At 73.3% G+C, this 12,887-nt stretch carries 12 protein-coding genes and 1 pseudogene; 9 read left to right on the top strand and 4 right to left on the bottom strand.

Annotation, left to right across the window (positions count from 1 at the left end; genetic code table 11):
- The first annotated feature begins 34 nt into the window (after positions 1–34).
- The gene (locus ACFYM6_RS22295) at positions 35–814 is read left to right on the top strand and encodes an HAD-IIA family hydrolase (RefSeq protein ID WP_357441971.1); all 780 of its coding nucleotides are present in this window, start codon (positions 35–37) and stop codon (positions 812–814) included.
- Positions 815–847: 33 nt separating this feature from the next.
- Here the strand turns inward: ACFYM6_RS22295 and ACFYM6_RS22290 are convergent, their stop codons facing one another.
- On the bottom strand, positions 848–1,642 hold the full coding sequence (locus ACFYM6_RS22290) for a hypothetical protein (RefSeq protein ID WP_387278271.1): 795 nt from the start codon (positions 1,640–1,642) through the stop codon (positions 848–850).
- A gap of 171 nt (positions 1,643–1,813) precedes the next feature.
- Between ACFYM6_RS22290 and ACFYM6_RS22285 the strand changes: the two genes are divergently transcribed.
- On the top strand, positions 1,814–2,626 hold the full coding sequence (locus tag ACFYM6_RS22285) for a DUF3097 domain-containing protein (protein ID WP_387278269.1): 813 nt from the start codon (positions 1,814–1,816) through the stop codon (positions 2,624–2,626).
- A 204-nt stretch (positions 2,627–2,830) separates the two neighbouring features.
- Here the strand turns inward: ACFYM6_RS22285 and ACFYM6_RS22280 are convergent, their stop codons facing one another.
- Positions 2,831–4,144 carry a serine hydrolase domain-containing protein gene (locus tag ACFYM6_RS22280; protein ID WP_387278267.1) on the bottom strand — a complete coding sequence of 438 codons (1,314 nt, stop codon included), beginning with the start codon at positions 4,142–4,144 and terminating at the stop codon, positions 2,831–2,833.
- Between the two features lie 91 nt (positions 4,145–4,235).
- On the opposite strand from ACFYM6_RS22280, the gene ACFYM6_RS22275 reads away from it, so the two are divergent.
- The 4 genes from ACFYM6_RS22275 (at position 4,236) to ACFYM6_RS22260 (ending at position 9,184) form a co-directional block, all read left to right on the top strand.
- The gene (locus ACFYM6_RS22275) at positions 4,236–4,709 is read left to right on the top strand and encodes an NfeD family protein (RefSeq protein WP_387278265.1); all 474 of its coding nucleotides are present in this window, start codon (positions 4,236–4,238) and stop codon (positions 4,707–4,709) included.
- A gap of 5 nt (positions 4,710–4,714) precedes the next feature.
- Complete coding sequence (locus tag ACFYM6_RS22270; RefSeq protein ID WP_387278263.1) at positions 4,715–5,821, top strand: SPFH domain-containing protein; 1,107 nt, start codon at positions 4,715–4,717, stop codon at positions 5,819–5,821.
- Positions 5,822–5,972: 151 nt separating this feature from the next.
- Entirely contained in the window at positions 5,973–6,812 is an 840-nt protein-coding gene (locus tag ACFYM6_RS22265; RefSeq protein WP_387278261.1) for a hypothetical protein, read from the top strand.
- 173 nt (positions 6,813–6,985) lie between these two features.
- Positions 6,986–9,184 (top strand): transglycosylase domain-containing protein, encoded by a 2,199-nt coding sequence (locus ACFYM6_RS22260; protein WP_387278259.1) that lies wholly within the window; start codon positions 6,986–6,988, stop codon positions 9,182–9,184.
- A gap of 55 nt (positions 9,185–9,239) precedes the next feature.
- Here the strand turns inward: ACFYM6_RS22260 and ACFYM6_RS22255 are convergent, their stop codons facing one another.
- Positions 9,240–9,665: a GNAT family N-acetyltransferase gene (locus tag ACFYM6_RS22255; protein ID WP_387278257.1), complete on the bottom strand. Its 426-nt coding sequence runs from the start codon at positions 9,663–9,665 to the stop codon at positions 9,240–9,242.
- Between the two features lie 18 nt (positions 9,666–9,683).
- Entirely contained in the window at positions 9,684–10,286 is a 603-nt protein-coding gene (locus tag ACFYM6_RS22250) for a dTMP kinase (RefSeq protein ID WP_387278255.1), read from the bottom strand.
- Positions 10,287–10,415: 129 nt separating this feature from the next.
- On the opposite strand from ACFYM6_RS22250, the gene ACFYM6_RS22245 reads away from it, so the two are divergent.
- From ACFYM6_RS22245 to ACFYM6_RS22235, 3 genes and pseudogenes are all read left to right on the top strand, one after another.
- Positions 10,416–10,973 carry a dihydrofolate reductase family protein gene (locus ACFYM6_RS22245; protein WP_387278254.1) on the top strand — a complete coding sequence of 186 codons (558 nt, stop codon included), beginning with the start codon at positions 10,416–10,418 and terminating at the stop codon, positions 10,971–10,973.
- Positions 10,974–11,010: 37 nt separating this feature from the next.
- Positions 11,011–11,880 (top strand): TrmH family RNA methyltransferase, encoded by an 870-nt coding sequence (locus tag ACFYM6_RS22240; RefSeq protein ID WP_387278252.1) that lies wholly within the window; start codon positions 11,011–11,013, stop codon positions 11,878–11,880.
- Positions 11,881–12,020: 140 nt separating this feature from the next.
- Positions 12,021–12,773 (top strand): annotated as a pseudogene (locus ACFYM6_RS22235) (PucR family transcriptional regulator ligand-binding domain-containing protein); the annotation flags it as partial.
- Positions 12,774–12,887: the final 114 nt, after the last annotated feature.

Raw genomic sequence — 12,887 nt, 5'->3', positions numbered from 1 at the left:
GCCCGACCAACCTCCGACACCCCTGGGACGACACATGCATGACCGCAAGCCGGTGCAGAGCTGGCTCACCGACATGGACGGCGTGCTGGTGCACGAGGGCCAGCCGGTGCCCGGTGCGCCCGAGTTCATCAAGAAGCTGCGTGCCTCCGGCAAGCCGTTCCTGGTGCTGACCAACAACTCGATCTACACCCCACGGGACCTGCAGGCCCGGCTGGCCCGGATGGGGCTCGACGTGCCGGAGGAGGCGATCTGGTCGTCCGCCCTGGCCACCGCCCAGTTCCTGGCCGACCAGCGCCCGGGCGGCACCGCGTACGTGATCGGCGAGGCCGGGCTGACCACGGCCCTGCACGCCGTGGGGTACGTGCTCAGCGACTTCGCCCCGGACTACGTGGTGCTCGGGGAGACCCGCACCTACAGCTTCGAGGCGATCACCAAGGCGATCCGGCTGATCAACGACGGGGCCCGGTTCATCTGCACCAACCCGGACGCGACCGGCCCGTCGGTCGAGGGCGCGCTGCCGGCCGCCGGCTCGGTGGCCGCGATGATCTCCAAGGCGACCGGGGTGGAGCCGTACTTCGTCGGCAAGCCCAACCCGATGATGATGCGCTCGGCGTTGAACACCATCGACGCGCACTCGGAGAGCACCGCGATGATCGGCGACCGGATGGACACCGACGTCCTCTGCGGCCTGGAGGCGGGGCTGGAGACGATCCTGGTGCTCACCGGGATCAGCTCCCGGGCCGAGGCGGAACGCTACCCGTACCGGCCGTCCCGGATCGTCGACTCGATCGCCGACCTGATCGACGAGGTCTAGACGGCGGAGGGCCGCCGGGCACCCGGCCCGCGGTCAGGGACGCAGCGGGGCGTTGCAGGCGGCCACCAGCGCCTGCCGGCAGGCGGTGGTCAGCGGACGCAGCGCGGCGTCCCGCTGCTGCGCCTCGTAGGTGTTGACCGCTCCGCCCGGGGCGCTCTCCCCGGCCAGGGCCAGCACCCGGTCCAGCACCGCGGCGCGGGCGAACAGCCGACGGGCCCGCGGGTCGAACCCGGGGGGCAGGTCGGTCGTACCGTCGGGGCGGCGCAGCGCCGCGAGGGCACCGGCCAGCTCGGGCCGCCACTGGGCCACGTCCAGCCGGGTGAGCGCGGCGGTCGTCTCGGCGAGCGCGATCGCCAGCTCGGCCTCGGCCTCGGCCGCGCCGGGCACCGCGAGGGACGCCTTCGGCGCGTCCGCCGGCAGCGGGTACACCCGCCACAGCACCGTCTCCCAGGTCATCCCGGAACCGGAGGTGTGGCTGCGTACCTCCGGGACCAGCCCGAGCCCGCTGGCCACCACCGCCTCGCCGGCGAGCAGCGCCGCACCGGCGAAGTCGCCCGGGCCGGGCAGCCCGCGCGGGTCGCCCGGGGCGGGCAGCACCAGGCGGATCTCGTCCGGGGAGAGCTTCGCCAGGCTGGGCAGTGCCTCCCGCAGGGACACGTCGGTCCAGGTGCCGGGGGCGTCGGCGACCAGGTGCTCCTCGTCTCCGGCGATCGCCTCGGCGACCTCGTCGAACGGCACCAGACCGGCGCGCCAGGCGCGTACCCAGGCAACCAACCGGCTCGACCGGCGCGGAGCCAGGGTGGCCGCGCCCGTTGCGGGGGAGGACATGCCGAAAGGGTACGTGTTCCCCGCCGCCCCTGTCTCGGCTGCCGCTCCGGCGGCGTGACCTGCCCCCAACTGCCCGCTTCGCCCGGTTCTTGGCCGGCGCCGGCCGTCGACCAGCGGCCGCGGCGGCGCGTCGGCGGGCGACACGCCGGGCTGCCGATTAGCGTGATCGACATGGCGGGGCGATACGGCGAGGACGTGCTGGCGGGGGACTGGCGGCGGCGGAAGGTCACCCCGGAGGTGGACGCCGAACCGGACCTGGTCGTCGAGGACGCCGACTCGGGGTTCTGCGGCGCGGTCGTCGGCTTCGAGTCCGGCGCGGTGGTGCTGGAGGACCGGCACGGCCGGCGACGCAACTTCCCACTGCTCCCGGCCGCGTTCCTGCTTGACGGCCAGCCCGTCACCCTGCGCCGCCCGGTACGCGCCCCGGTGCCCGCCGCCCGGCGGCGGACCGCCTCCGGCTCGATCGCGCTCGACAACGTGCGGGCGCAGGTCGCCAAGGCCAGCCGGATCTGGGTCGAGGGGGTGCACGACGCGGCGCTGGTCGAGCGGATCTGGGGCGACGACCTGCGGATCGAGGGCGTGGTGGTGGAGCCCCTGGACGGCATCGACGCCCTGGCCGCCGAGGTACGCGCCTTCGACCCCGGCCCGGGCCGCCGGCTCGGCGTGCTCGTCGACCACCTCGTGCCGGGCTCCAAGGAGAGCCGGATCGTGGCGGCGGTGACCTCGCCGCACGTGCTGGTCACCGGCCACCCGTACGTGGACGTGTGGCAGGCGGTGAAGCCGACGGCGCTGGGCATCCCGGCCTGGCCGGTGGTGCCGCCCGGACGGCCCTGGAAGGAGGGGGTCTGCGCAGCCCTCGGGGTGGCCGAGCCGGCGGACATGTGGCGGCACATCCTGTCCCGGGTGGACAGCTTCGCGGACGTGGAGACGCCGTTGATCAACGCGATGGAGCGGTTGATCGATTTCGTCACCGAACCTGTGTAGTGGTTGCGCTTGAGGGCCGGGGCCACCGTGCCCGGCTCCGGGCGGTCAGGCTTGATCCCTCCGCCGGTCACGGTGGCCCCGGCCCCGTCGCGGGCCGGCTACGCGGTTCAGTGCCGGTGGTCGGGAGATGGTGACCTCAGTGGTGCTACGAACTTGACGACGTGACCGGGCTGGCCTGCGGCAACACGCGGGGTGGGCCGTGGGTCAGGGTTGCTGGTCGGGAGTGCGGGTGAAGACGAAGGTGGCGAGGTCGAGGGCGACCGGGCGGCCGGCCTCGTCGCGGATCACGGTGAGGATCTCGCCGTCCTGCGGACCGGAGCGGCCCCGCCAGCGGTCCGGGCCCTCCGCGGTGAACCGGAGGATCGGCCGCCCGACCGGGCCGGCCAGCAGGTCGCCGGCCGGGTCGGGGCGCAGCTCGTACTCGAGGCCCATCCACCACCAGCGGCCGGTCAGCTCGGCCAGGCCCGCCGCGGGCGCCGCGGCCGGCCGCCACGGGGCGGGCGGGGCCGGCTCGGCGTCCAGCACCAGGGTGAGCACCTCGCGGGCCAGGCCGACGACGTGGTGGCCCCGGCTGAGGCCGTACGCGTTGGCGAAGTCGACGACGGCGGCCCGGCCGGGCCGGTGCACGGCGAGGCCGGCGACGTACCCGGGCATCGAGCCGCCGTGCCCCACGTACACCCGGTCGCCGACCCGGTAGAGCTCCAGGCCGAGACCGTGGCCGCCGGTCCACGAGTCCAGGTCGCTGATCACCACGGGCGCGCACATCTCGGTGAGCGTGTCCGGCGCGAGCACGTCCGGGGCCGGGTCGGCCAGGAACGCCGCCCACCGGCCCAGGTCCGCCACCGTCGACCAGAGCTGGCCGGCCGGGGCCATCGCGCCGGTGTCGGTGCGGGGCTCCTCGCGCAGGGTGTCGTGCCAGGGGTGGACCACGTAGCCCCGGGCGTACGGCTCGGTCGGGTGGTACGTGGTGCGCCGCATCGCCAGCGGTTCGAGGATCCGCTCGCGGAGCAACTCGGCCCAGGGGGTCCCGGTGATCCGCTCGAGCACCCCGCCGAGCAGCCCGTACGCCAGGTTGGAGTAGTGGTAGACGCGGTGTGGCGGGTGGGTGATCTTCTCCGGGGTCAGTCCGGCGAGCAGGGTGGCCAGGTCGGCGCCCGCGGTCCGCTCCCACCACTGCCCGTCCGGCTCGCGTTGCAGGCCGCTGGCGTGCCCGAGCAGTTGGCGCAGGGTGAGCGCGCCCACCGGGGTGCCGGGCAGGTGCCGCTCCAGCGGGTCGTCCAGGGCCAGCCGGCCGGCGTCGCGCTGCTGCATGACCAGCACGGCCGTCATGGTCTTGCTGATCGAGCCGATCCGGTACTGCAGGTCCTCGTCCGGGCGGGGGTGCTCGCCGGCGACCGCGAGGTGGGCGAGCGCGCCGTCCCGGATCACCCCGAGGGCGAGTGAGGGTCCGCGCCCCTCCGCCTGGGCCCGCGCGACCAGCGCGTCCACCTGTCGGGCGGTCTCGGGCAGCAGAGCCATGGTGGTCCTCCTCGTCGCGGTCGGCGCGGTCCCGAGCTTAGGAGATCATCTCGGTTCGCTGCCGCGTGCGTGGACGTGTCACGATCGTGGGGTGGACGCCGTGGTGTGGATCGTGTTGGGTGTGTTGCTGGCGGTCGCCGAGATTTTCACGACGACGCTGTTCCTGATCATGTTCGCGGCCGGGGCGTTCGCCGCCGCCGGGGCTGCCGCGCTCGGTGCCCCGGTCGCGGTCCAGGCGCTGGTCTTCGCCGTGGTCTCCGCGCTCTGCGTGGCGGTGGTCCGGCCGGTGATCCGGCGGCACGCCCGCCCCTCGGTGGAGAGCGGCGGGCAGTCGTTCGGCGTCGAGGCGCTCGAGGGGGCCACGGCGCTGGTGCTGGAGCCGGTGGACGCCGAGCGGGGTCTCGTCAAGATTGACGGTGAGCTGTGGAGCGCCCGGGCGTACGACGCGACGCGTAGCTACGCCGCGGGTGAGCGGGTGCAGGTGATAAAGGTCCGGGGCGCCATCGCCCTGGTCTGGCAGGACGACATTTCCACCCCGGGCGGGCTGCCCGAAGCGAAAAGGTGAGCGGTATGGAGTTTGCAGCGATCGTGTTGATCGCGGTTGCCGTGATCGTCGTGGTCACGCTGATCAAGGCGGTGCGGATCGTGCCGCAGCAGCGCCAGGACGTGGTGGAACGCCTGGGCAGGTACAAGCGGACCTTGAACCCGGGCCTGAACCTGCTGGTGCCGTACATCGACGCCGTGCGTACCAAGGTCGACATGCGGGAGCAGGTGGTCAGCTTCCCGCCGCAGCCGGTGATCACCTCGGACAACCTCGTCGTCTCGATCGACACCGTGCTCTACTTCAAGGTGGTCGACTCGGTCCGCGCCACCTACGAGATCTCGAACTTCCTCCAGGCCATCGAGCAGCTCACCGTCACCACGCTGCGCAACGTGATCGGTTCGCTGGACCTCGAGCGGGCGCTGACCAGCCGGGAGGAGATCAACCGGCACCTGTCCGGCGTGCTCGACGAGACCACCGGCCGGTGGGGCATCAAGGTCACCCGGGTCGAGATCAAGGCGATCGAGCCGCCGCCGAGCATCCGTGACTCGATGGAGAAGCAGATGCGCGCCGAGCGGGACCGCCGCGCCGCGATCCTCAACGCCGAGGGTCTCAAGCAGTCGCAGATCCTCACCGCCGAGGGTGAGAAGCAGGCCGCGGTGCTGCGCGCAGACGGTGACCGGCAGGCCCGGATCCTCCAGGCGGAGGGCCAGGCCAAGGCGATCCGTACCGTCTTCGACGCGATCCACCAGGCCAACCCGAGCCAGAAGGTGCTCGCCTACCAGTACCTGCAGGCGCTGCCGCAGATCGCCAACGGTTCGGCCAACAAGGTCTGGATCGTCCCGGCCGAGTTGACCAAGGCGCTGGAGGGGATGGGCGGCGCGCTGGGCGGCCTGGCCAACATGGTCGGCGACGTGCCGTCGCCGGAGGCCAGCCGGGGCGCCGGCGACGTGGAGCGGGAGGCCGCCGAGGCCGCGCAGGCCGCTGCCACCGCCGCGCAGGAGATCCACGACGAGGTACGCGTCGCCGAGGCGCAGGCCACCGGTGGCAAGGGCCCGCAGGGGCTGCCGGCCCCCGAGCCGGTCTCCCCGGAGAGCCTGCTCAACGACCCCTCGGATCAGCGCGAACGGGGCTGAGCCGGACTGCTGTCCGAGCCCGGACGGCAAAAGCGAGAAAGCCTCATACGGCGCCCCGGTGCCTGCCACGATCGGTCTGAGGACGGGTGGTGACCAGGAACCGGGGCGCCGTACGCGTTCCGCGCCGCCCGCGGGCGGAACGAGGTGAGGCATGAAGGATCCGGCGAACAGGCTGTTCTCCAAGGACCTCTTCTCCAAGGAGCTGTTCTCCAAGGACCAGTTCCCCGGCGCGCACGATCCCGCCGGACCGCTCGGCAGCCGGCGTACCGGGGGCGGGTTCGGGGTGCTGCCGTTCGTCTCCGAGCCGGGCCCGGCCGCCCCCGCCACCAACGCGAGCTGGGCCTGGTCGGTACGCCGGTTCGCCCGCGCGGCGGTCTGGCTGCTGCCCGCGTACGCGATCCTCTACGGCCTGGTGGCGATGGCCAGCGACGGCGGGGTGGGCAACGACCCGTACCCGGCCGACGGCAATCCGCTCTACCTGGTCGGCTGGGTGGCCGCGGTCTGGCTCGGGCTGCTCGCGCTGCTGGCGCTCACCGGCCTGCTCGCCGCCACCCGGTGCCGGCGGATCGCCGCGGCCGGGCTGCTGGTGAGCATCGCCGGCACGGTGCTGATGCTGCCCTTCGCCGGGATGGCCCAGGAGGCGCCCGTCTTCGGCACCACCGCACGCACCCTCGTCCTGTTCGGCGCCACCTGCTACAGCCTGGGCTGGTTCCTGACCGGATGGTCGGTCGCCCGGTCCGGGATGTTCTCCTACGGCGACGGGATCATGCTGATGATCGCCGCCCCGCTGCTCGGCCTGGCCGGCGCGCTGATCGGCTCGTTGCAGACCTTCGGCGCGATCTTCGTGCTGGTCTCCGGTATCGGTATCGGTTACCGCTCCGGGCGGCTGGTGCCCGCCGCCATCGCCCGCGACGCCGTCGCCGCCAGCGTCGTGACCGCCCCCACCAACCCCACCACCCCCACCACCCCCGAAGGCCCCCTCCCCACCTGACCGCCCCGGCCCACCCGTCGCCGATCATGAGGTTGGCGGCGGCCAGGGAGATCGACATCGCCGGCAACCTCATGATCAACGCGACCGGGGGTGGCTGGGAGGTCGCCGTGAGGTAACTGACAGTTGCCTGGCGGGGTGGTCGGATAGCGGTGTTTGCGGCAATCCTGGTGGCCATGCCGTCTCCCCGGTCGCCGCTGTCGCGCCTGTTCACCGTGCTGCTCGCCGGCGTCCTCGCCGGGCTCGTCCTCGCGGTCGCCGCCCTGCCCGGCAATTTGATTGGCGGGTTGGTCACCAAGTCGGTGCTGGGCGCGTACGCGCAGCTGCCCGACGCGCTGCGTACCCCCGCGCAGCCGCAGCGCTCCTACCTCTACGCCAACGACGGCAAGACGCTGATCACCACGTTCTACGACGTCAACCGGACGGATGTGCCGCTGGCGGAGATCGCTCCGGTGATGCGCCAGGCGATCGTGGCCGCCGAGGACCGGCGCTTCTATCAGCACGGCGGCGCCGATCTGCGCGGCATGCTCCGCGCCCTGGTCGCCAACGTGAAGGGCGGCGGCACCGAGCAGGGCGGCTCCACGCTGACCATGCAGTACGTCCGCAACGTGCTCAAGACCGACCCCACCCGCACGGCCGAGGAGCGGCAGGCGGCCACCGAGCAGACCGTCGGGCGCAAGATCCAGGAGATCCGGTACGCGTCGGCGCTGGAGAAGACCCTCAGCAAGGACGAGATCCTCAACCGCTACCTCAACATCGCCTACTTCGGCTCCGGCGCGTACGGCGTCGCCGCGGCCAGCCAGCGCTACTTCGGCAAGGCGCCCGCCGACCTGACCTTGGGCGAGGCGGCCCTGCTCGCCGGCCTGGTCCAGTCGCCCGACGAGTACAGCCCGATCGACGGGAACAAGGACAAGGCGCTCCAGCGCCGGGCGTACGTGCTCGACTCGATGGTGGCGACCCACGCGATCACCGCGCAGCAGGCCGCCACGGCCAAGGCGGAGCCACTCGCCCTGCACCCGACCGCCCAGCCCAACGGATGCACCGCGGTCGCCCAGGGCCACGACGACTGGGGCTTCTTCTGCGACTACCTCCGCCAGTGGTGGCTGACCCAACCGGCCTTCGGCAACACCGTCAAGGAGCGCGAGCAGGCGCTGCGCCGCGGCGGCTACACCGTCATCACCACGCTCGACCCGAAGATCCAGGCGACCGCGCAGCAGCGGGCCACCGCCGTCTACGGGTACGACAACAAGCGTGCCCTGCCGATCGCGGCGGTCGAGCCCGGCACCGGCCGGGTGCTCGCCATGGCGGTCAACCGGCACTACAGCCTCGCCGACAACCCGGCCGGGCAGGCCAACCACCCGAACACCGTCAACCCGCTGATCTCCGGCGGCGCCAGCGTCGACGGCTACCAGGCGGGGTCGACGTTCAAGCTGTTCACCATGCTCGCCGCGCTGGAGGCCGGCAAGTCGCTCGCCACCGGCTTCGACGCGCCGGCCAAGCTGCCCACCCGCTACGCCTCGGACGCGGAGGGCAACTGCGACGGCAAATGGTGCCCGGCCAACGCCAACCCGCAGTGGATGGACGGCTACCGGATGATGTGGGACGGCTTCGGCCGCTCCGTGAACACGTACTTCGTCTGGCTGGCCGAGCAGGTCGGCGAGGACAAGGTGGTGGAGATGGCGCAGCGGCTCGGCATCACCTTCCGGGCCGCGTCCGACGCCGCCTTCGCCAGGGACAACGCGGCCAACTGGGGAGCGTTCACCCTGGGCGTCGCCGCCACCACCCCGCTCGACCTGGCCAACGCGTACGCCACCGTGGCCGCCGAGGGGACGTACTGCTCTCCGCTGCCGGTCGTCTCGGTGACCGCGGCCAACGGCGAGAAGGTCGACGTCGGCCAGCCGTCCTGCCGGAAGGTCCTGGACACCGACATCGCCCGGGCCGCCACCGACGCGGCCCGCTGCCCGGTCGGCCAGCAGTCCGCGTACGGGCAGTGCAACGGCGGCACCGCCACCTCGGTGGACGGGATCGTCGGCCGGCCGGTCGCCGGAAAGACCGGTAGCTCCGAGCAGAACGCCACCGAGACCTTCGTCGGGTTCACCCCGCAGGTGGCCGTCGCGGGCATCGCGGCCAACCCCGACGACTCGACCGACCTGGTCGGCTCGGCGGTCCAGGCGAAGGTGATCGACGCGGTCGCCCGGGTGATCCGGACCGCGGTGAACGGCAAGCAGGTGTTGGACTTCACCGCACCGAGCCAGGAACTGGCCGGCGACCCGCAGCGCCCCCGGCCGCAGCCGAGCCCGCAGCAGCGACAGCAGCAGGACCAGGGCATCCCGCAGGACCTCCTGCGCTGGCTCCAGGGCCGCGGCCGCGGCTGAGTGGTCAGGACCGGGCCCCGGCTCTCTACCGGAGGCGTTGGCCGGGAGCCCCTCCTTACCGCTCAGCCCGCACGGCGGGGCCGACGCGGAACATGCCGGTCATCTCGTCGTGGACGGCGTAGCCGAAGCGGCGGTAGAGGCTGACCGACTCCCCGGTGGCGAACAGGCCGACGAAGGTGCGGGACGAGGCCCGGCCGGCGATCCACTCCTCCAACCGGTCGAGGATCGCCGCGCCCACCCCGCGCCGCTGCCATTCCGGCACCACGGCGAGGTCCTGCAGGTAGTAGTAGATCGCGCCGTCGCCGATCAGCCGGCCGATCCCGATCACCCGGTCGCCCTCGACCGCCACCACCCCGTGCAGCGAGGCCGCCAGCGAGGCCGGGATGGCCGCCGGGTCGTACGCCTCGGTCCAGCCGACGGCGGTGGTGACGGCGACGAACTCCTCCACCGTGGGCAGCCGGTCGACCAGGTGGTACTCCACCTTCGGAATCTATCCCGGTCAGCACCGGAGCAGGGGCGACACCATCCGGTCCAACGCCGCCGCGACCTGGTCCGGGTCGCCGTCGCCGTCGACCACCACGAACGACCCGAACTCGGGCAGTGCCCGGTAGGCGGCGTCCAGCGCGCGCAGGTGGGCCAGCTCCTCGGTGTCGATGCCACGGGCCAGGACCCGCCGCCGGGCGACCTCCGGCGCGGTCGCCAGGAAGCAGACCACCGTCGGTCGCGGAAAGATCCGGTACACCGCCCGGACCGCCCGCCGCCCCCGGTCGCCGCGGGCCGTCATGATCACGTACTGGCACCAGGTCCACCGGTCCAGCACCGCCGTCCGCCCGGTCAGCCGGCTGACCAGCACCGTGCGGGCCATCGCGACCGCGCGGACCGCCGCCTCCAGCGCCGGATAGAGGGTACGGCCGAACAGCGCCACCCCGTCCGGGCGGCCCAGCGCCCGGGCGAGCCGGTTCCACAGCGGCCGCCCGCCCGCGTTCTCGAAGTAGGCCGCCGGCACGCCTCCGGCGGTCAGCCGGCGGGCGAGCGCTCGGGCCTGGGTGCTCTTGCCGGAGCCGTCGACCCCGACCAGGGCGATCATCACGGAACGGGCCACGGGTCGGCACGGTAGCCGCCGGGCGCAACTTCGGTCGGAAAAAAATCCGCGCAGGGCGTCGGATCCCGTCCGGCGGCTCCGACCCACCGGTGAGCGCGCCCGCCGGGCGCCACCGAGCAGGAGGACACCATGCGCAAGCTCGTCTACTGGGTGCACCAGTCCGTCGACGGCTTCATCGAGGGACCGAACGGCGAATTCGACTGGCCGGTTATGGGGCCGGACCTCTCGGCGTACTCCATCGAGCTGTGCGACCGGGCCGACGCCTTCCTCTACGGCCGCAAGGTGTGGGGGTTGATGTCGTGGTACTGGCCGCGCGCGGAGCAGATTTCCCAGGATCCGCACAACCTGCGGTTCGCCCCAATCTGGCGGCGCACCCCGAAGATCGTCATCTCGCGGAGCCTGGAGAGCGCCGAGTATGACGCCCGGGTGATCGGCCGCGACCTCGCCACCGAGATCGCCGAGCTGAAGGCCCAACCCGGCAAGGATCTGCTGCTCACCGGCGGATCCGGTGCCGCGGCAGCGCTGACCGGCCTGGGCCTCATCGACGAGTATCAGGTGGTCGTGCACCCGGTGGTGCTCGGCGGCGGCACCCCGGTCTTCCCCGACAAGGACCGGCTCGACCTGCGGCTGGTGGAGACCCGGGGCTTCGACGGCCGGTCGGTGCTGCTGCGCTACGTGCGGGCGTGAGGTGGGTGGGGCGGCCCGGGCCGCCCACCACCCGAGGATGGCCGGCGGCAGCTGCCCGGTACCCGGGGCCCGCGCACCGGCCAGGCACAATCGTCCGGTGCCCGTCCACGAGATCACCGACCCCGACGACGACCGGATCGCCGACTACCGCGCGCTGACCGACGTGGAGCTGCGGACCCGCTGGGAGCCGCCGCACGGCCTGTTCATCGCCGAGGGGGAGCTGGTGCTGCGGCGGGCGCTGCGGGCCGGCTACCCGGCCCGGTCGTATCTGGTCGACGCCAAGCGGGTCGACCAGCTCGCCGACCTCGACACCGGCGACACCCCCGTCTACGCGGCCACCCCGGAGGTGCTGCAGCGCGCCACCGGCTTCCACGTGCACCGGGGGGTGCTCGCCTCGTTCCACCGCAAGCCGCTGCCCGCCGCCGCCGAGGTGCTGGCCGACGCCCGCCGGGTGGTGATCCTGGAGGACGTCAACAACCACACCAACCTCGGGGCGATCTTCCGGGCCGTGGCCGCGCTCGGCGTGGACGCCGTGCTGCTCTCTCCGACCTGCGCCGACCCGCTCTACCGGCGCAGCGTCCGGGTCAGCATGGGTGAGGTCTTCGCCATCCCGTACGCGAAGCTGGAGCCCTGGCCGGACGGCCTCGCCCAGGTCCGGGCGGCGGGTTTCACGGTGCTGGCGATGACGCCCGCGCCGGACGCGGTGCCGATCCAGCGGCTGGACGCCGGCCAACGGGCCCGGGCGGCGTTGCTGATGGGCGCCGAGGGCGCCGGGCTGACCCGGGCCGCCATGGCCGTCAGCGACGTGCGGGTGGTGATCCCGATGCGGCGCGGGGTGGACTCGCTCAACGTCGCCGCAGCCACCGCGGTGGCCTGCTGGGAGCTGGGCCGTGATGACCCGCTGTGACCCGGGGCCGGCGGGTGACGCCCCCGGGCGACCTGCCCTTTTCGGCTGGTCATGGTCGCCCTGGGCCCCGCGACACGGCCGGCGGCCGGGCAGACAGCCGGTAGTCGAGATCGGCGGTGACGCAGGGTAGCGTGTCGCCCGTGTTCCCTACCGTCCGTGAAGTCCTCGCCCTGGTGCCGGTACGCCACGGCGCCCCGCGCCTGGTCGCGGGCGACACGGGCCTGGACCGGCCGGTCCGCTGGGTGCACGTGGCCGAGGTGCCGGACATCGCCACCCTGCTCGGTGGTGGGGAACTCGTGCTCACCACCGGCATCGGGCTGCCCGCGGACGACGCGGGACTGCGCGCGTTCATCGGTGATCTGGCCGACGTCGGGGTCTCCGGGCTCGTGGTCGAGCTCGGTCGCCGCTACATCAGCGGGGTGCCCCGGGTGATGGCGGCCGCCGCCGAGCGGCGCGGGCTGCCCCTGGTCGAGCTGCGCCGGGCCACCCCGTTCGTCCGGATCACCGAGGCGGTGCACGCGCTGATCGTGGACGCCCAGCTCACCGAGCTGCGGGCCACCGAGGAGATCCATCAGCGGTTCACCGAACTTTCGGTGGAGGGCGCCGGCCCGGAGGAGGTGGTGCGCCAGGCCGCCGAGCTGTCTGGGTGCCCGGTGGTGCTGGAGAACCTCTCCCGGCGGGTGCTCGCGTACGACCCGGCGGGGGAGAGCGCCGAACTGCTGCTCGACGGCTGGGAGCAGCACTCGCGGCGGATCCGTCCCGCCGGGCGGACCGCGTACGACCCGGACAGCGGGTGGCTGGTCACCACCGTGGGGGCCCGGGGCGAGGACTGGGGGCGGCTGCTGCTGCGCTGGCCGGCCGGCGGCGAGCTGACCACCGGCGGCCCCGACCGGCCGGTGGCGACCGACGACGCGCCGCCGGTCGACGGGACCGACGCCGGGCGGCCGGACGGCCCGCAGCGCGAGGACACGCCCGGGACTAACCCGACGCCCGCCGACGTGATCCCC

Source organism: Micromonospora sp. NPDC006431, from assembly GCF_042870725.1.
Classification (GTDB): Bacteria; Actinomycetota; Actinomycetes; order Mycobacteriales; family Micromonosporaceae; genus Micromonospora.
The sequence above is the reverse complement of the archived record's forward strand: the minus strand, read 5'-3'. Positions and strand labels throughout refer to the sequence as shown.

Excerpts from the sequence above, each read along its gene's own strand:
- ACFYM6_RS22295 (WP_357441971.1), top strand. The coding sequence starts at position 35 with ATGCATGACCGCAAGCCGGTGCAGAGCTGGCTCACCGACATGGACGGC.
- ACFYM6_RS22290 (WP_387278271.1), bottom strand. The coding sequence starts at position 1,642 with ATGTCCTCCCCCGCAACGGGCGCGGCCACCCTGGCTCCGCGCCGGTCG.
- ACFYM6_RS22285 (WP_387278269.1), top strand. The coding sequence starts at position 1,814 with ATGGCGGGGCGATACGGCGAGGACGTGCTGGCGGGGGACTGGCGGCGG.
- ACFYM6_RS22280 (WP_387278267.1), bottom strand. The coding sequence starts at position 4,144 with ATGGCTCTGCTGCCCGAGACCGCCCGACAGGTGGACGCGCTGGTCGCG.
- ACFYM6_RS22270 (WP_387278263.1), top strand. The coding sequence starts at position 4,715 with ATGGAGTTTGCAGCGATCGTGTTGATCGCGGTTGCCGTGATCGTCGTG.
- ACFYM6_RS22265 (WP_387278261.1), top strand. The coding sequence starts at position 5,973 with ATGAAGGATCCGGCGAACAGGCTGTTCTCCAAGGACCTCTTCTCCAAG.
- ACFYM6_RS22260 (WP_387278259.1), top strand. The coding sequence starts at position 6,986 with ATGCCGTCTCCCCGGTCGCCGCTGTCGCGCCTGTTCACCGTGCTGCTC.
- ACFYM6_RS22245 (WP_387278254.1), top strand. The coding sequence starts at position 10,416 with ATGCGCAAGCTCGTCTACTGGGTGCACCAGTCCGTCGACGGCTTCATC.
- ACFYM6_RS22240 (WP_387278252.1), top strand. The coding sequence starts at position 11,011 with ATGGCCGGCGGCAGCTGCCCGGTACCCGGGGCCCGCGCACCGGCCAGG.